The sequence below is a fragment of the Kitasatospora sp. NPDC051705 genome, assembly GCF_044453265.1.
Taxonomy (GTDB): Bacteria; Actinomycetota; Actinomycetes; order Streptomycetales; family Streptomycetaceae; genus Kitasatospora.
Map to the genome: position 1 here is coordinate 53,392 of NZ_JBITCO010000005.1, position 16,335 is coordinate 69,726.

Annotated in this window: 20 protein-coding genes and 1 pseudogene; 11 read left to right on the forward strand and 10 right to left on the reverse strand. The window is 73.8% G+C overall.

From position 1 onward, the window contains the following. Window positions 1–33: 33 nt before the first annotated feature. Window positions 34–642, forward strand: a complete 609-nt coding sequence (locus ACIA8Q_RS08410) for an ATP-binding protein (protein WP_387901263.1) — start codon at window positions 34–36, stop codon at window positions 640–642. A 229-nt stretch (window positions 643–871) separates the two neighbouring features. On the opposite strand, the gene ACIA8Q_RS08415 is transcribed toward ACIA8Q_RS08410, so the two are convergent. Continuing rightward, window positions 872–1,534, reverse strand: coding sequence for a SigE family RNA polymerase sigma factor (locus ACIA8Q_RS08415; RefSeq protein WP_396316969.1), 663 nt, complete (start codon window positions 1,532–1,534; stop codon window positions 872–874). A gap of 618 nt (window positions 1,535–2,152) precedes the next feature. Here ACIA8Q_RS08415 and ACIA8Q_RS08420 point away from each other — a divergent pair. The 4 genes from ACIA8Q_RS08420 (at window position 2,153) to ACIA8Q_RS08435 (ending at window position 5,584) form a co-directional block, all read left to right on the forward strand. Next, window positions 2,153–2,830: a response regulator transcription factor gene (locus tag ACIA8Q_RS08420; protein ID WP_063349065.1), complete on the forward strand. Its 678-nt coding sequence runs from the start codon at window positions 2,153–2,155 to the stop codon at window positions 2,828–2,830. A 72-nt stretch (window positions 2,831–2,902) separates the two neighbouring features. Then, window positions 2,903–4,447 carry a HAMP domain-containing sensor histidine kinase gene (locus ACIA8Q_RS08425; protein WP_360216366.1) on the forward strand — a complete coding sequence of 515 codons (1,545 nt, stop codon included), beginning with the start codon at window positions 2,903–2,905 and terminating at the stop codon, window positions 4,445–4,447. Further along, window positions 4,444–4,791 (forward strand): hypothetical protein, encoded by a 348-nt coding sequence (locus ACIA8Q_RS08430; RefSeq protein ID WP_360216369.1) that lies wholly within the window; start codon window positions 4,444–4,446, stop codon window positions 4,789–4,791. Before ACIA8Q_RS08425 ends, ACIA8Q_RS08430 begins: the two co-directional genes overlap by 4 nt. Window positions 4,792–4,969: 178 nt before the next feature. Next, window positions 4,970–5,584 carry a VanZ family protein gene (locus ACIA8Q_RS08435; protein ID WP_360216372.1) on the forward strand — a complete coding sequence of 205 codons (615 nt, stop codon included), beginning with the start codon at window positions 4,970–4,972 and terminating at the stop codon, window positions 5,582–5,584. Here ACIA8Q_RS08435 and ACIA8Q_RS08440 read toward each other — a convergent pair. After that, a complete protein-coding gene (locus ACIA8Q_RS08440) occupies window positions 5,554–6,237 on the reverse strand; it encodes a PhzF family phenazine biosynthesis protein (RefSeq protein WP_360216375.1) in 684 nt (227 codons plus the stop codon). The two genes, ACIA8Q_RS08435 and ACIA8Q_RS08440, sit on opposite strands and share 31 nt — an antisense overlap. Before the next feature lie 142 nt (window positions 6,238–6,379). Here ACIA8Q_RS08440 and ACIA8Q_RS08445 point away from each other — a divergent pair, with 142 nt between their 5' ends. Beyond that, window positions 6,380–6,949 carry a hypothetical protein gene (locus tag ACIA8Q_RS08445; RefSeq protein ID WP_360216378.1) on the forward strand — a complete coding sequence of 190 codons (570 nt, stop codon included), beginning with the start codon at window positions 6,380–6,382 and terminating at the stop codon, window positions 6,947–6,949. Window positions 6,950–7,024: 75 nt separating this feature from the next. Here the strand turns inward: ACIA8Q_RS08445 and ACIA8Q_RS08450 are convergent, their stop codons facing one another. The 5 genes and pseudogenes from ACIA8Q_RS08450 to ACIA8Q_RS08470 all read right to left on the reverse strand — a co-directional run bounded on the left by ACIA8Q_RS08450 (window position 7,025) and on the right by ACIA8Q_RS08470 (window position 11,412). Further along, window positions 7,025–8,449, reverse strand: a complete 1,425-nt coding sequence (locus ACIA8Q_RS08450) for a hypothetical protein (protein WP_396316915.1) — start codon at window positions 8,447–8,449, stop codon at window positions 7,025–7,027. A 286-nt stretch (window positions 8,450–8,735) separates the two neighbouring features. Further along, window positions 8,736–9,440, reverse strand: a complete 705-nt coding sequence (locus tag ACIA8Q_RS08455; RefSeq protein ID WP_396316916.1) for an amino acid--tRNA ligase-related protein — start codon at window positions 9,438–9,440, stop codon at window positions 8,736–8,738. A 359-nt stretch (window positions 9,441–9,799) separates the two neighbouring features. Next, window positions 9,800–10,156 (reverse strand): annotated as a pseudogene (locus tag ACIA8Q_RS08460) (OB-fold nucleic acid binding domain-containing protein); the annotation flags it as partial. A gap of 154 nt (window positions 10,157–10,310) precedes the next feature. Continuing rightward, window positions 10,311–10,511, reverse strand: coding sequence for a DUF397 domain-containing protein (locus ACIA8Q_RS08465; RefSeq protein ID WP_360219607.1), 201 nt, complete (start codon window positions 10,509–10,511; stop codon window positions 10,311–10,313). Window positions 10,512–10,521: 10 nt separating this feature from the next. After that, entirely contained in the window at window positions 10,522–11,412 is an 891-nt protein-coding gene (locus tag ACIA8Q_RS08470; RefSeq protein ID WP_360219604.1) for a helix-turn-helix transcriptional regulator, read from the reverse strand. Between the two features lie 233 nt (window positions 11,413–11,645). Between ACIA8Q_RS08470 and ACIA8Q_RS08475 the strand changes: the two genes are divergently transcribed. From ACIA8Q_RS08475 to ACIA8Q_RS08495, 5 genes are all read left to right on the forward strand, one after another. Then, window positions 11,646–12,017 (forward strand): ATP-binding protein, encoded by a 372-nt coding sequence (locus tag ACIA8Q_RS08475; protein ID WP_360219601.1) that lies wholly within the window; start codon window positions 11,646–11,648, stop codon window positions 12,015–12,017. Continuing rightward, window positions 12,017–12,277: a hypothetical protein gene (locus tag ACIA8Q_RS08480; RefSeq protein WP_360219598.1), complete on the forward strand. Its 261-nt coding sequence runs from the start codon at window positions 12,017–12,019 to the stop codon at window positions 12,275–12,277. The genes ACIA8Q_RS08475 and ACIA8Q_RS08480 overlap by 1 nt, the downstream gene beginning before the upstream one ends. After that, the gene (locus ACIA8Q_RS08485; protein ID WP_360219595.1) at window positions 12,265–12,387 is read left to right on the forward strand and encodes a hypothetical protein; all 123 of its coding nucleotides are present in this window, start codon (window positions 12,265–12,267) and stop codon (window positions 12,385–12,387) included. The genes ACIA8Q_RS08480 and ACIA8Q_RS08485 overlap by 13 nt, the downstream gene beginning before the upstream one ends. 74 nt (window positions 12,388–12,461) lie before the next feature. Then, window positions 12,462–12,779 (forward strand): hypothetical protein, encoded by a 318-nt coding sequence (locus ACIA8Q_RS08490; protein WP_360219592.1) that lies wholly within the window; start codon window positions 12,462–12,464, stop codon window positions 12,777–12,779. A 349-nt stretch (window positions 12,780–13,128) separates the two neighbouring features. Further along, entirely contained in the window at window positions 13,129–13,314 is a 186-nt protein-coding gene (locus ACIA8Q_RS08495; protein ID WP_360219589.1) for a PspC domain-containing protein, read from the forward strand. A gap of 138 nt (window positions 13,315–13,452) precedes the next feature. Here the strand turns inward: ACIA8Q_RS08495 and ACIA8Q_RS08500 are convergent, their stop codons facing one another. The 3 genes from ACIA8Q_RS08500 to ACIA8Q_RS08510 all read right to left on the reverse strand — a co-directional run bounded on the left by ACIA8Q_RS08500 (window position 13,453) and on the right by ACIA8Q_RS08510 (window position 16,321). Further along, complete coding sequence (locus ACIA8Q_RS08500) at window positions 13,453–13,815, reverse strand: ATP-binding protein (protein WP_360219586.1); 363 nt, start codon at window positions 13,813–13,815, stop codon at window positions 13,453–13,455. 216 nt (window positions 13,816–14,031) lie between these two features. Continuing rightward, the gene (locus tag ACIA8Q_RS08505; RefSeq protein WP_360219583.1) at window positions 14,032–15,186 is read right to left on the reverse strand and encodes an adenosine deaminase; all 1,155 of its coding nucleotides are present in this window, start codon (window positions 15,184–15,186) and stop codon (window positions 14,032–14,034) included. A gap of 166 nt (window positions 15,187–15,352) precedes the next feature. Beyond that, window positions 15,353–16,321 carry a LysR family transcriptional regulator gene (locus tag ACIA8Q_RS08510; RefSeq protein WP_360219580.1) on the reverse strand — a complete coding sequence of 323 codons (969 nt, stop codon included), beginning with the start codon at window positions 16,319–16,321 and terminating at the stop codon, window positions 15,353–15,355. Window positions 16,322–16,335 lie beyond the last annotated feature (14 nt).

Below are 16,335 nucleotides of genomic sequence, written 5' to 3' on the forward strand. Positions count from 1 at the left end.
CCCGTGAGTGACGCCCCGCTGAACCCTGTGCCGATGACCCGCGCCCGGGTCGTCCTGTTGTCCGGTCCCTCCGGTTCCGGGAAGTCCTCGCTCGCCGAGCGCAGCGGACTGCCGGTGCTCCAGCTTGACGACTTCTACAAGGACGGGGACGACCCCACCCTGCCGCTGCTGCCGGACGGCGCGGTCGACTGGGACTCCCCGCTCGCCTGGCACCGCGACCAGGCCGTCGCCGCGATCCGCAGCCTCCACGAGACCGGCCGGGTCGACGTCCCGGTGTACTCGATCCCGGACAACGGCCGGATCGGCACCCGCCCCCTGGACCTCGCCGGTGCCCCCGCGTTCATCGCCGAGGGCATCTTCGCCGCCGAGATCACCGCAGAGTGCGCCGCCGAGGGGCTCCTCGGGGACGCCCTGTGCCTGCGCAACGGCGCGCTCACCACGGCCTGGCGCCGGCTTCGCCGGGACGTCCGGGAGGGCCGCAAGTCGCTGCCGGTGCTGGTGCGCCGCGGCTGGCGGCTGATGCGCGCCGAGCGGTCCATCGTCGGACGGCAGGTCACCCTCGGCTCCTACCCGTGCGCGGGCCCGGAGGCCGAACGCCGGATCCGCGCGGCCGCGGGGCGGCGGGAGCTGTCCGCCGTCTGAACACCCGGGCGGGCCCGCCGCCCGGCGGCCCGGGCAGCGGAACGGGCCGGCGGCCCGGCAACGCGAACAGCAGAACGACGGGCCCGGTGCGTCTCCCCCGCACCGGGCCCGTCGCCTTCCCCGGACGGCCCGGGCCGCGTGGTCACCGCTCCCCCGAGCCGGCGTTCACGCACCTCGACCGTCCGCTACCCGTCCCCCGACGGGAGTCCCTCTCCTCGCGCGCCCCGCGTCAGGCGACCAGCTCGCCGAACGCCCGGACGGTGTCGCCCGACTTGTTCAGGTGCTCGTCCTCGCGCAGGCGGCGCAGCGCGCGCCAGATGCTGCTCTTGACCGTGCCGACGCTGATCGCCAGCACGTCGGCGATCTCCGGGTCGGTCTTGCCCTCGTAGTACCGCAGCACCAGCATGGTCCGCTGGTTCTCCGGCAGCTTCGCCAGCGCCTGCCAGAGCACGGTGCGCAGCTCGGTGCCGCCCATCGCGTCGGTGTCGCCGGCCGTCTCCGGCAGCTCCTCGGTCGGGTACTCGTTGACCTTGCGGCGCCGCCAGGCGGAGATGTGCAGGTTGGTCATGGTGCGGCGGAGGTAGCCCCCGACCGCGGCCTTGTCGGTGATCCGGCCCCAGGCCCGGTAGGTGCTGAAGAGCGCGCTCTGCAGCAGGTCCTCGGCCTCGTAGCGGTCACCGGTCAGGTGGTACGCCGTGGCGTACAGGGAGGCGCGGCGCTCGCGCACGTACGCGGTGAACTCCGTGATGTGGTCCTCCGCGACGGCCGGGTGCTCCCCCTGCGCGTCTCCCTGTCCCGCCTCGTCGGCGCGGGCCGGTGCGGGGTTCAGCCGCAGCAGCGTCGCACCGGCGGCCGCGCGTCCGGCCGACTCCCCCGAGCCGACCGTCCGCAGGCCGTTCCCTCCGGTACCCCGGTTCCCCCCGGTACCCCGGTTCCCCCCGGTACCCCCCAGGGCGTCCTTGCCCTCGACGCGGACGGGGAGGATCCCCCGCAGCGTGAGGGTGTTGGCGGAGTCGGCCGCGTTCCCCACCCGGCCGATCCCGTACAGCTCCCCCGTCCTGCCGCCGCCGCTCACCCGGCGGGCGACAGGGTTTCCACCGGTGCTGTGCGCGCACCCCCGTACGGTCACGGCACCGGAGTTCTCGTCGGTCCTGACCTCGTACCGGGTCCGGTGGGTGGACACTGACGAACGCGCGGTGCGGACAGCCGGGTTGGTCCGGGTCTGAAGCATGGCGTTCATGGTGCGCCCCCTGGGTCGGTACGAGCGGTTCCTGTTGCCGCCTTCCAGCCGGCCGGGTTGGCCCGCTGTCCTGCGGCGACATGGAAAATCCTGCCCGGCGGTTGTGATGGCGCTGTCCGCCGACTGTCACAGGGGTGTCACAGGGGCGGGCCTTTCGTCCCGGTCCGCCTCCCTCCGTACCGGACGCCGGTGGCGGTGGTTCCGGTTCCCGGGTGCCCGGGGGCCCATCCGGGGGGTGATTCGACGCTTCCGGTGGGCCAAAATGGGGCCGTGCCTTTCCTCCTACTGATCGAGGACGACGACGCCATCCGGACCGGCCTCGAACTCGCCCTCACCCGCCAGGGCCACCGCGTGGCCACCGCCGCCTCCGGCGAGGACGGTCTGAGGCTCTTCAAGGAGCAGCGGCCCGACCTGATCGTGCTGGACGTGATGCTGCCCGGGATCGACGGCTTCGAGGTCTGCCGCCGGATCCGGCGCACCGACCAGCTGCCGATCATCCTGCTGACCGCACGCTCGGACGACATCGACGTGGTGGTCGGCCTGGAGTCCGGCGCGGACGACTACGTGGTCAAGCCGGTGCAGCCGCGGGTGCTGGACGCCCGGATCCGGGCGGTGCTGCGCCGCGGTGAGCGGGAGAGTTCCGACTCCTCCGCGTACGGCACCGTGGTGATCGACCGCGCGGCGATGACCGTCACCAAGGACGGCCAGGACCTCCAGCTCACCCCGACCGAACTGCGCCTGCTGCTGGAACTCAGCCGCCGGCCCGGCCAGGCGCTCTCCCGCCAGCAGCTGCTGCGGCTGGTCTGGGAGCACGACTACCTGGGCGACTCCCGGCTGGTGGACGCCTGCGTCCAGCGGCTCCGGGCGAAGGTCGAGGACGTGCCGTCCGCGCCGACGTTGATCCGCACCGTGCGCGGGGTGGGCTACCGGCTCGACCCGCCGGCCTGAGCGCCCGGTGCGGCCTCCCGCGCCCTCCCCCGCACCACCCCGGCATGAACTCCCGTACGACGACAGGCTCCCGTGACTGACCAACAGACGACGACCCGGCGCTTCGCCACCGGCCGGTGGCGCCGGCTGCGCTCCCTGCGGGTGCGGCTGATCGCGGTGTTCGCCGCGGTCGCGCTGCTCGCCGCCGTGTCGGCCTCCGGCATCGCCTACTGGCTGAACCGCGACGCGGTGCTCAAGCGCGCCCAGGACACCGCACTCAACGACTTCCGCGTCTCGCTCAGCCGCAACGTCTCCGAGCTGCCGCTGAACGCGAGCTGCCCGGACCTCGTCTCGCTCGCGACCAGCGTCGCCAGCTCCGGGCTGAGTTACGACGTCGTGGTGGTCGATCCGGCGCACCCGGAGTGCAGCGCCTCCTCCGACCCGGGGCGCTTCACGCTGGCCGACGTCCCGACCCCGCTGCAGTCCACCGTCGCCAAGCCCCGCGAGATCACCGACACCAACCCGTACCCGTACCACCTGTACTGGCAGCGGCAGAACCTGGACGGCCGGCCGTTCGTGATCGGCGGCACCAAGGTGGTGCCGACCGGCCCGACGGCGTACATGTTCAAGTCGTTGGAGAACGAGCGGGCCGACCTCAACACGCTGGGCTGGTCGCTGGCCATCGCCACCCTGCTGGCGCTGATCGGCTCGGCGCTGCTCGCCCAGGCCGCCTCGTCCACCGTGCTGCGGCCGGTCAAGCGGCTCGGGGACGCCGCCCGGCGGCTCGGCGAGGGCCACCTGGACACCCGGCTGGAGGTCGAGGGCTCCGACGAACTCGCCGACCTGGCGCGGACGTTCAACCGGGCCGCGGAGTCGCTGCACGAGCAGGTCGAGGAGCTGAGCGCGCGCGAGGCGCAGAGCCGGCGGTTCGTCGCCGACATGTCGCACGAGCTGCGCACCCCGCTCACCGCGATGACCGCCGTCACCGACATCCTGGAGGACGAGGCCGAGTCGCTGGACCCGATGATCGAGCCGGCCGTCCGGCTCGTGGTGAGCGAGACCCGCCGGCTGTCCGACCTGGTCGAGAACCTGATGGAGGTGACCCGCTTCGACGCGGGCACCGCCAGGCTGGTCGCCGACGAGGTGGACATCGCCGACCTCATCATGTCCTGCATCGACGGCCGGGCCTGGTACGACGCCGTCGAACTGGACGCCCCGCGCGGCATCCTGGCCGTGGTCGACCCGCGCCGGCTCGACGTGGTCTTCGCCAACCTGATCGGCAACGCCCTCAAGCACGGCGGCTCGCCGGTGCGGGTCAAGGTCCGCGAGAGCGGCGGCTCCGTCCGGGTCGAGGTCTCCGACAGCGGCCCGGGCATCCCGGAGGACGTGCTGCCGCACGTCTTCGACCGGTTCTACAAGGCGGACCGGGGACGGGCCCGCTCGGAGGGCAGTGGCCTGGGGCTGTCGATCGCGATGGCCAACGCGCAGATACACGGGGGGACGATCACCGCGGCGAACGGGGAGGTCGGGGCGGTGTTCACGCTGACGCTGCCGCTGGCTCCGCCGCCTCCGCCGTCCGCGGACGGCGCCGTCGACGGCGCCGTCGGCGACGCAGCCCAGAACAAGGACGCCTCGTGACCTCCCCCACCTCCCCGACCGGCAGCACCCCGACCGGCAGCACGCTGCGCCGCGCCTGCGGCGCCCTCCTCCTGCTCGCATTGGCCACCGGCTGCGGCATCCGGCCGACCGCCGTCCCGGTGGACGCGGGCGCCCCGGCCAGCCGGACGGCCTGCCCGACCGCGACCCCGCACGTACCCACCGCCCTGGCCACGCCGTCCCCCGCCTCGCCCACCCCGACCGCGGCGCGCGGCGCGGCCAAGTCCGGTGCCTCCCCGAGCCCGTCGCCGGTGGTGGTGACCCCGGGAAGCCCGCCGCCGGACAACGTGTTCAGCGCCGTCCCGACGGCTGCGCCCTGCCGTTAGGGCGGGTCCGGGGACCGCGCCGGGCGCGGTCCCGGCTCGGTTCCGGGAGCGGTCCGGGCTCGGTTCCGGGAGCGGTCCGGGCTCGGTTCCGGGAGCTGTTCCGGGCGCCGGGGGCGCGTCCTGGAATGTTCACGCCCGGGGTGGAACCACCGCGCCACCGGTCCACGTCCTTCCCCCCGTGCAGCGAGATGGCACCAGGACACGCGACCAGCGTTCCGGCGCGCGGACCGAGACCCGGCCGGCGGCGGCCGTCCACCGATCCCTCCGCTCGGCGGGTCTGGCGGGCCTGGCCTGCCACCTGGCGCTGGTGCTCTGGCTGGTGGTGCTGCGGCCGCTCCCGGTGGCCTGGGTGTACGACGCCAACCTGACGCCGCTGGCCTCGTTGCGCTCCTCCACCGCCTGGCAGGTGGCCGGCGAGTTCGTCCTGCTGGCCCCGCTCGGCGTGCTGCTGCCGCTGGCCGGCGGCCGGCTGCGGGCCCCCTGGCTGCCGTCCTTCCTGCGCACCACCGGCGTCTCCGCCCTGCTGGCGACCGGCCTGGAGTTCCTCTCCTCCTGGACGCCCGGGCACGTCCTCAACGTCGACCACATACTGTTCGCCGTGATCGGCGTGGCCGCCACCCACCTGGCGCTCGCCCCCGGTCTGCGGCGGCTGCTGCGCGAGCGGCGGCCGCGGGTGCGCGCACCCCAGGTGACCACCCTGGTCGGCCCGCCGGTGCCCGCCGTCACCGCCCCCGTCGCCCCGGTGCGGGCCCGGCCCCGCGCCTACGCCGAGCCGACCCCGCCGGCCCGCTGAGCCCCGCCCGCCGCCACCCGGCAGACCCGACCGCCGACCTCGACCAGGCCGTCCGGACGCGGGCCGGTCAGCAGCTGCGAACCCCGGCCCTGGGTGACGGTCAGCGCCCGCCCGAGGCGCGCGGTCAGCAGCAGGGCCGCGGCGCCGGTCGCCTCGTCCTCGTCGATCCCGTCGTCCCGCCCGGGGAAGGCCCTCGCACGGACGGTGCCGGCCGCCTCGTCCTGCCAGGCCCAGGCGTAGATCCACTCCCCCGGCGGCGGCACCTCCAGCGCCTCCACCTCGGCCGCCGAGCGGTACCGGCGCAGGGTCCGCGGCGGGGCCCACTCGGGGCGCGCCGCGATCCTGGTCAGCCCGCCGTCGTGCCGGGCCGCGACCTCCCCGGCCGGGGTGACCAGCCGGTCCGCGCCGAGCAGCCAGGCGGCGCCCACGCAGGGGTGGCCGGCGAACGGCAGGCGCAGGGTCGGGGTGTAGATGTCGACCTCCCCGCGCTCCGGGTCGTCGACGAACACCGTCTCGCTGAAGCCGAGCTGCCGCGCGAACGCCTGCCGCTCCGCCCGGCCCGGCAGCGCGGCGCCGTCCCGCACCACGCCGAGCTCGTTGCCGTACCCGCCGTCGGGACCGCAAAAGACCCGCAGCACCTCATACGCAGTCATTTCCCACCTCGTCAATTGCCGTTCCGGAGCAGCGCAACTACTCCGTGACGAAAACACGGCGACGGATGTCGGCCGCCTCCAGTACTGTGCGCTGTCGTCCCCAACGGCTCCGCCGTTTTCTCCGCTTCCCCGGGAATCCTTCTTGAACAACCTCGACTTCAGCGCCGAGCCGCTTTTCTCCTGGTACGTCGTCGCGCTGGCCTTCAGCGGCGTCGCCATGCTGGTCCTCGGAGCGCTCAACCTCGGCGGCGGCCTGAAAATCGGCTGGCGGATCCTCAACGTCCTCGTCGGTCTCGGATTCCTGGGGTACGCCTACTACCTCGCGTTCGTCTTCGAGGGCGGCCGGTACGAGATCTTCTTCAAGGCGTTCATCCTGCCGATCGCCCTGATCGTCCACTCGGTGAAGGCCATCGTCGAGCGCGGCAACGCCAAGGCCCAGCAGCCCGTCCCGCCGGGCGCGCCGTACGGCCCGCCGGCCGGCTTCGACCCGAACGCGCCCGCGCAGGCGCCGTACAACCCGAACGCCCCGCAGCCGGCGTACGCCCCGCAGCCCGGCCAGGGGGTCCCGCCGCAGGCCGCCGCGCCGTACGCCCCGCAGCCGGGCGCACCGGCTCCGCAGGCCGCGGCGTACGCCCCGTCGGCCCAGCCGGTGGCGGACAACCCGTACGCGCAGCCCGCGCCCCCGGCGCAGCCGCCGCACCCGGCCGGCTGATCCGCCGCCCGGACGCCGAAGGCCCGTCGGTCACCGCTGATCAGCGGTGGCCGACGGGCCTTCGGCCGTTCCGGGTCACTTCCCCGCGCGGTGCGCACCCTTGCGGCGGTGCGCCACCAGGGTGCCCAGGCCGAGGACGATCGCGGTGGCACCGGTGATGGCCATCGGGGCGGAGGAGGGGCCGCCACCGGTGGAGGCCAGCCGGTCGTCCGTCGCCACGATCGGGGCGGGCGCGGCCGGGGCCGCGGCGACGACCCGCGGGGCGTCGTCGGCGACCGGGCTGGGCACCGCGGTGGTGGCCTGCACGACCGGGAGGACCGGCACGGCGGCCTGGGCGGCCGGGACGCTCGGCGGTACGGCCGGCAGGGTCGGGGCGGGCGCCGCGCCGGCGGGGCTGGTGGCGGGGGCCGGAGTCCCGGTGCCGCCCGCCGGAGCCTCGATCGCGAAGTCGATCCGGGGGCTGGTGGTCCCGTTCTGGGTCTCGCCGGGGCCGGGCAGGCTGCCGCCGTTGACCGTGACCGACTCGGCGCCGGCCGGGGTGTCCCGGGTGAAGGCCAGCCGGACGTTGACCGTCCGGGTCTCGCCCTTGGGGACGGTGACGGCGTCGGCGTCCTGGTTCCCGGTCCGCAGCCACACGGCCAGCTGGGTGCCGGGGATCTCCCACTCCTCGGGTGTGCCGGGCAGCCACCGGCCGTCCTGGGTCTGGAACTCCAGCCGGACCGAGGAGGCCCGGACGACGTTCTGCCCCTGCAGCACGATCCACGGGAGCACCCGCAGGTCCTTGCCGGTGCGGTTGGCGAGGACCAGCCGGAACGGCTTGGCCGGGCCGCCCGCGGTGAAGGTGGCCGGCACGCCCTCGACGGCGAGGTCGGCCAGCCCGGCCGGGGTCGGCCGCGTGGTCGGGTTGGCGTCCACCACGGTGAAGTTGGGGGTGCCGCCGTTGGCGAACGTGGTGCGCTGGTCCACCGGCAGGGTCGGGTCGGTCACCTTCGCGCCGAGGCCGCCCGCGGCACGGCCCGGGTGGGCGTCGGCGCCGAGGGTGAGCCGCAGCCGGTAGTCGGCCGAGGCGCCGGCCGCCAGGTGCAGCGGCGCAGCGGTGCCGTCCAGCTCCCACGAGGCGCCGGGGGCCTGGCCGCCGGTCGGCCGGGCGTCCTGCCACGACGATCCGCCGGGGCGCTGGAACTCCAGCTTGAGCTGGGACTGCTGGAGGCCGCCGTCGACGCCGGAGAAGCTGACGGCGGTCTCGGCGTCGACCGCGTGGTCGGCGGTGTTCCTGAGAGTGGCGGTGAACTCGACGGCGGTCCCGGTCCGGACGGTCTCGGGGAAGCCGTTCACCGTGACCTGGACCGGGGAGGCCTTGCCGTGCGGGCCCGGGTCGGCCGTGGGGGTCGCGGTGGCGACGGGCGCCGCGGACGCGGCGGGTGCGGAGGCCAGCGCCAGACCGGAGACCAGGGTGGCAGCGGCGGCGGCGGCGAGGAGTCTGCGGGGCTGGTTGCGCAATGGAACCTCACGGAGGAATTCGGGCTGATCCCGACAAGCGTGTGAAATCACAGGAAGGGAGGGGCCGTTTCCACGCCGTGAAGGCGCCGCCGGTCCTGCCCCCCAACCACCAGCGTCGGCGGAATCATATCGGGGTGGTCCGACCACTCCGCCACAGGGTTTCGGCCGGCCGGTGTCGGGTGGGGGAACAGTGTTTCCGCCCGCGCTCGGCCCGGTGTGGGGCACCGGTCGAGCCGGTGGCCCGACCGGTGCCGTCAGGGTGTCGGGGTGTCGGGGCGCGCGGGCGTCAGGGTGTCAGGCGGTGCACGTCGCGCGGGAAGAGCGCGGTGCGGCGGACGTTGTCCGCCCCGGTGAGCCGGGCCGTCCAGCGCTCCAGGCCGAGCGCGAACCCGCCGTGCGGCGGCATGCCGTGCGCGAAGGACCGCAGGTAGCCCGCGTACGGTCCGACCGGCTCGCCCCGCGCCGCCAGCGCCGCCAGGTAGTCCTCGTGCCGGTGCAGCCGCTGCCCGCCGGTGACCAGTTCGAGCCCCCGGAAGAGCAGGTCGAAGCTGTTGGAGTACTCCGGGCGGCCCGGCTCGGGGTGGGTGTAGAACGGCCGCTTGCGCATCGGGTAGCCGACCACGAACAGGAACTCGCTGCCGTGCTCGCGCAGCGCCCACGCGCTCAGCCACCGCTCGTGCGCCGGGGAGAGGTCCGGCTCGTCGACGCCCAGCATCCGCATCGCCTCGGCGAAGTGCAGCTGCGGGATCTCCGCCGGCACCTCGGGCAGGCGCACCTCCAGCAGCTCGACGGAGGAGGCGGCCCGGGCGGCGACGGAGGCGACCATCCCGGCCAGCACCTCGCGCAGCACCGCCATCACCTCCCGGTGGTCGGCGATGAAGCCGAGCTCCGCGTCGAGGCTGGTGTACTGCGCCAAGTGGCGGGCGGTGTCGTGCGGTTCGGCCCGGAACACCGGCCCGGTCTCGTAGACCCGCTCGAACACCCCGACCATCGCCTGCTTGAAGAACTGCGGCGACTGCGCCAGGTAGGCGGGCGGCCGAACCAGTCGAGTGCGAAGACCTCCGCGCCGGACTCGGTGGCCGAGGACACCACCTTGGGCGTGTGGATCTCGGTGAAGCCCAGGCCGTCGAGGGCGGCGCGGAACCCGGCGACGGACGCCGCCGAGATCCGGTGCGGCGCGGACAGCCGGGGGTGGCGCAGGGTGACCGGCGCACCGTCCAGGACGACCGGCAGCGCGGCCTCCACGGTGGGCCGGAAGAGGCTGAACGGCGGCGCCTCGGCGAGGCTGGAGAGCACCTCGACCGCCGGGGAGGTCAGCTCGACGCCGTTCGGCGCCTGGGGGTTGGCCGTGACCGTGCCGCGGATCCGCAGCACGGTCTCCTCCGGCAGGTTCGCGGCGGCGGCCGGGGCGACCACCTGGGCCAGGCCGGAGCGGTCCCGGAGGACGAGGAAGGTGACGGACTTCAGGGCCCGGCGGCGGTGCAGCCAGCCGGAGAGTTCAACGGTCTCGCCGACGTGGCCGGGTAGTTCGGCGGCCAGGACACGGGCGGTCGTCGGGTGGATCATCGCGGCCCTCCACGGGGCGTCGTGGTGATCCCTTGGGAGTGCGGGCGAGAAGGGGACTCGCGGTGCCACCGCACTTTCGCCGCCGCCGCAGGGGCGGCGGCCTCGTCGTGGCCCGGTGACGGGGGCCGGCCGGCGGGGCATTTCCTCCCCGCGCTCAGGAGTGTCTTCCCTCCGGGGCGTGAGGCCGCCTTCACAGCGATCGGCGGCTCTCTCGGCTCACGGTTCCCGGAGGTACTCGGCTCCCTCGAAGCGTTGGAGAGGAGGCTAGGTCGGGGAGGCGGGCCCCGCAAGCGAGTTAGATCAGGTGGTCGAACTCCCCGGCCTTGACCCCGAGGATGAAGGCCCGGAGCTTGGCGGCATCGGTCGTGACGATGACGCCCCGGTCATCCGACTCCCGCAGATGGCGCAGGTCTCCGGTGCCAGACGCGACTTCGAGGCAATTGTCGGCACCGTCCGCGTCACTGAATGACGACTTCTGCCAAGAGAGGTGGGACATCGGATCCCTTTCAGGTCTGGAGCATGTAGAGAAGATGCTGGATGATTCCCCACGAGTCACGGGAGTGGAGCTTACGCAAGGACGCACCGCCATCCACGGCGGGGAGCGCAAGGTCGCGCAACTGCTGGAACTTCTCATGGTAGGCCGCGATGTCGGACGGATCACCAAAGTGTTCAGCGCGCCTGGGCCCAGAGATCACGATCGTGGCCAGATCCATGCAGCCCGGGTCACAGAACAGGAACGAGGATGAGAGCGGCGCATGCCTTGGGGCTGTGAACGGCAGCACCTGGATGGTGACGTTGGGGAGCTGCGCCATCTCGACCAGGTGCAGTAGCTGGGCCCTCAGAACGGCATCACCGGAGAACCGCATCCGCAGCGCGGCCTCGTGAATCACGAAGCGGAACGTTCGCCGCTTGCCGTCAGTAAGAATCTGCTGCCGTTCCATGCGGAACCGGACTGCGGTATCCACGTCCCAGCGGGCGTTTCGATAGGAATCCTGGTAGATGGCCTCCGTATAGGCCGGCAACTGGAGGAGCCCCGGAATGTACAGCGTGTCGTAGCTGTCCAGATGGACAGTCCGATCCTCCAGCTCCGCCAGATCGAGGGCAAGGTCCGGCACCTGCCCCTCGAACTCCGTCCACCAACCCTTGCCGGTGCTGCGGCCCATCTCCGCAAGCGTCGCGCGATAGGCGGGATCGGTGCAGCCGTACGCATCGAGCCAGCTCTCGAGACGCTCGGGATTGAGCGTGATCCGACCGGCTTCGGTGTGGCTCACCGCCGGTCCCTTCATGCCGACCAGCGCGCCGGCCTCCGGCGCGGACAATCCCGCCGCCGCACGCAAGCGTTGCAGCTCTTCACCAAAGCGGCGCTGTCGCTGGCTGATCGGGCCCTTGTACCCCACGACTGTCCTTTCCTGTCCACCTGTGCGACGCCACACACCAACGAGTGACGGCAGTCTAGGAGGTCTCGCGGATCGGCTTGCAACATTGCCAACCTCACCCCTACTCTCAGTGTTGCACCGATCACATGACGGAGCGTCAGTAATGCCGTTCCAGGCGCCGCAGAGCAGCCTCGCCCGGCCTGGCTCACGGTCACGCTTCGCCTGAACTCACTCTCCTCTCCCGGAGGTTCTCCGTGCGTGCCTTCACCTCGCCCGAACCCCCCGACTGGTCCGCCGCCCGCGAGGAGCTGCGCGACCTGCTCTCCTCCTCCGGCTGGCCGCCGGACGTCATCTTCGACGCCGAACTCGCCCTCCACGAGCTCTTCGTGAACGCCTGGAAGCACGGCGGCAGCCCGGCTCCCCTGGTCGTCCTCGCCCTGCTCGACAAGCGCCTTCGCGTCTCGGTCTGCGACGGCAGCCCGGACCTCCCCGAGCAGCGCGACTCCGCCGACCCGTACGAACTCTCCGGCCGGGGGCTCCAGTTGGTCCGCTCCCTGACCCACCGCTTCGGCGCCGACGTCCGCACCCGGGGCAAGTCCATCTGGTTCGAGCTGGAGGCCGCCTGATGCCCGTCCACCGCCGCCCGATGAAGCCGACCGATCCGCGCGTCCGCTTCTACACCGAGGCCCACGCGAGGGCCCTCATCGCCGAACTCGACGAGCGCGGCCGCCGGTTCGGCCTGGTCTGGCCGTCCGCCACCACCGACCGCACCCTCGACGGCCGTGTGCTCGTCCGCTTCGGCACCGCGCCCGTGACCACGCTGCTCAACCTCCTGACCCTCCTGCTCGACGCCGAGCGCACCGGCGACGACCCGTGCGCTTCCTGATCGCCACGGCCTTCGCCGTCCTCCTCGCCCTCGCGATCGCCACGGTCGCCCTCGGCGTCGTCACGGCCCTCAACGTCGCCAGGCCCGGCGACGAGGACGAGTCCGCCTGACCGCCCCATCCCCTGCCCTCTCCCCGGGCGGCCTCCGCCCCGGCCGCCTCTCCCCCTCCCCGAAGGGCCCCGTCATGCCCGAACCCCAGCCGTGCCCGCTCCGCAACGCCCTCGCCGCGACGCACTACGCGGTCGCCGCCGCCTTCCGCGACTACGCCCCGACCGCCGGCGTCCCCGCCGTGCCGGACGACTTCGACTGGCCGCGGCTCGAAGCCTTCGTGCACCGCCTCGGATTCGAGGCGGACCACTCCGTCGTCGCCCTCGACCTCTACCGCCTGCTCACGGCCGTCCAGCGGATCGCCTACCGCGAGGCCGCCGGCCGCAACACCGCCTGGCCCGCCACCCGCCTCAACCCCGCCCCCGGACCGGCCCCCGGACCGCCCACCCCGTGACCCCCGCAGGGCGGGTGCGAGCTCAGCGCGGAAAGTCGGCCCGTCCGACGTCCTGCTCCACCCGCTCTCCGATTGCACCCTTGTCACCCGACCCCGGCGGGCGCCGACCCCGCCCTCCCGGCGCACGGGAAGTCGGCCGGACCGACGTCCCACGCCCACCGTCACCCGACCAGGCCACCCCCCTCCGGGTGGACCCTGAGCTGAACCCCGATGTCCGGCTACGCCTCCCCGGTGATCCGGCGGGGTACCGAATCGACTGCCAGGTGGACGCGATCGGGCCTGCGGGCAAGGAGAGTTGGAGTACGCCCGCCGGACCGCCCGGACCGGACGCCACCTCACGGAGCACACCATGAGCGCCCGCCTCGCCCGCCCCCGCCACAACCGCGTCATCGCCGGCGTCTGCGCCGGGATCGCCGAGCGCTTCGGCGTGACGCCGTGGACCGTCCGGCTGATCTTCCTGATCTCGATCATCCTGCCGGGGCTGCAGTGCCTGGTCTACCTGGCCCTCTGGATCCTGCTCCCCCAGGAGCCGTGACACCGGGGCCGCAACGCACGGAACCCGTGAAACCGGGACCGTGACCCCCGGGAGCCGCGCCGGCGGCCCCGGACGGCGACGGGCCGCCCGCCCCGGGATCACCGGGGCGGGCGGCCCGTCGCCGTACCGGCGGTTCGGTCAGCCGGTCAGGCCCGGCAGCGGCAGGGTGTTGGTCAGCCCGCCGATGGGGGTCTTGTCGACGCCCGGGATGGTCGGGACCGCGCCGCGGTTGGTCACGCCCGCGACGGGCGCCTCGGCGGCCGGGGCGGCCTGGCCCGCGGTCGGGGCGAGGGTGCCGAGCGTGCCGGTGACCTTGTCGCCGCCGGGCAGCTTGGACGCCGTGTCGGCGACCGCGCCGGTCACCGCGGGGTTCGTCAGGGTGCTGGTGGGCAGCCCGACACCGCCGGGCGCGGGTGCGTCGGCGGACGCGGTGCCGGCGCCCACCGCCGCGATCGCGATGCCGAGCGCCGCGGTGCCGGCGGCCTTCAGAGCCTGCTTCATGGTTCTACCCCTTGGGTCCTCGTCGGTGGCCGACGGCGCGCACGATCGCCGGAGGGCGACCGCCACCACGGCTCGTCAGCAATGACTGGCACACCGTAGTGAGCGGGTCGCGTCAGGACCAAAGGGCGTTCACTCAGCCGAGTGAGTCGTCGGATGAACACCAACTCCCGTTCGAAGCACTGGTGTTCACCCGACGACCGGGTCCGTCCGGACCGTTCAGCCGGCGACGCCGGCGCTGAACAGCCACTCGGCCTTGAGCTCGGCGTACCCCGGCTTGATCACGTCGTTGATCATCGCCAGGCGCTCGTCGAACGGCAGGAACGCCGACTTCATCGCGTTCACCGTGAACCACTCCATGTCCCCCAGCGTGTAGCCGAAGGCCTCGACCAGGTGGCCGAACTCCCGGCTCATGCTGGTGCCGCTCATCAGGCGGTTGTCGGTGTTCACGGTGACCCGGAACTTCAGCCGGCTGAGCAGACCGATCGGGTGCTCGGCGTACGAGGTCGCGGCCGCGGTCTGCAGGTTGGAGGTGGGGCACATCTCCAGCGGGATGCGCTTGTCGCGCACGTACGCGGCCAGCCGACCGAGCTGGACGCTGCCGTCCTCGCCCACCGTGATGTCGTCGACGATCCGCACGCCGTGGCCGAGCCGGTCGGCGCCGCAGCACTGCAGGGCCTCCCAGATCGACGGCAGGCCGAAGGCCTCGCCCGCGTGGATGGTGAAGTGGTTGTTCTCGCCCTTGAGGTAGTCGAAGGCGGCCTGGTGGCGGGTCGGCGGGTGGCCCGCCTCGGCGCCGGCGATGTCGAAGCCGACGACGCCCTGGTCGCGGTGGCGGTTGGCCAGCTCGGCGATCTCGGTGGAGCGGGCGGCGTGCCGCATCGCGGTCAGCAGGGTGCCGACGCGGATCCGGTGGCCGGCTGCGCGGGCGTTGGCCTCGCCGAGCCGGAAGCCCTCGTTGACGGCCTCGACGACCTCGTCCAGGGAGAGGCCGGCCTCCAGGTGCTGCTCGGGGGCGTAGCGGACCTCGGCGTAGACGACGCCGTCGGCGGCCAGGTCCTCGGCGCAGTCGGCGGCGACCTTGATCAGGGCCTCACGGGTCTGCATCACGGCGCAGGTGTGCGCGAAGGTCTCCAGGTAGCGGACCAGCGAGCCGGAGTCGGCCGCCTCGCGGAACCACTCGCCGAGCTCCTTGGGGTCGGTGGTGGGGAGTCCTTCGTAGCCGACCGCGGCGGCCAGCTCGACGACCGTCTCCGGGCGCAGCCCGCCGTCGAGGTGGTCGTGCAGCAGCACCTTCGGCGCGCGGCGGATCTGGTCGGGGGTGGGGATGCGCGGGCCGGTGCCCGCGGCGGTGACAGGGATCTGCTTCTCCATTGCGGAAATATAGCCCCTACGCGCGTAGACCCACCACCGCCAACACGGCCGGTTCGGCGAAAGTCCACCCGGAATTCCACCGCACGGGCCAGCCCGACACCTCCGGGCCAGCCCCCCCTGACCTGTGACCCGGCCGGCGACCCGCCGGCGACCCGTCGGCCGCCGGTCAGTCGTGCTGCAGCAGGCGGCCCCGCCGCGACAGCACGAAGTCCCGGAACGCCGCCGCCGGCGGGGTCAGCGGCCGCCCCGTCGCCCAGGCCAGCCCGATCGCCCGCCGGGTGCGCGGCGCCGTCACCTCCAGCTCCACCACCCCCGGCCGCGGCACCAGCGCCGGCGGCAGCAGCGCCACCCCCAGCCCGGCCGCCACCAGCCCGCGCAGCGTCTCGGTCTCCTCGCCCTCGAAGGCCAGCCTCGGCACGAACCCGGCCTCGGCGCAGAACCCGTCCGTGATCGCGCGCATCCCGTAGCCCGGCTCCAGCCCGACGAAGGTCTCGTCGGCCACCTCCGCCAGCCGGATCCGCCGCCGCCCGGCCAGCCGGTGGTCCACCGGGACGACCAGGTGCAGCCGCTGCTCGTCCAGCCCGCGGGCCGTGAAAGCCGGGTCCTCCGGGAGCGGCGCGACCAGGCAGAGGTCCAGCTCCCCGGCCCGCAGCCGTTCCAGCATCGCCGCGCCGTAGTCCTGCACCAGCTGGAACCGGACCTGCGGGTGCGCCGCCCGGAACCCGCCCAGCAGCGCCGGCACCGTGTCCGCCCCCATCGTGTGCAGGAACCCGAACGCGACCCGCCCGACCTCCGGATCCGCCTCCGCCCGCGCGGCCTCCGCCCCGCGCTCCACCTCCGCCAGCGCCCGCTCCACCGAGGCCAGCAGCAGCCGGCCGGCCCTGGTCAGCCGGACCGTCCGCCCCTGCCGGGCGAGCAGACCGACCCCCAGCTCCTCCTCCAGCCGGGCCACCGCCCGCGACAGCGTCGGCTGCGGCACCCCGAGCAGCGCAGCCGCCTGCGTCACGTGCTCCAGCCGGGCCACCGCGGCGAACTGCGCCAGCCGGGGCGCCAGCAGCACCGCCGGCTCGTCAGGCCCCAGCTCCGCCGCCCGGTACCGCGCCTCCGTGCCGTCCGGCAGCTCCGCCCCGGCCATCCCGCCACCACCTC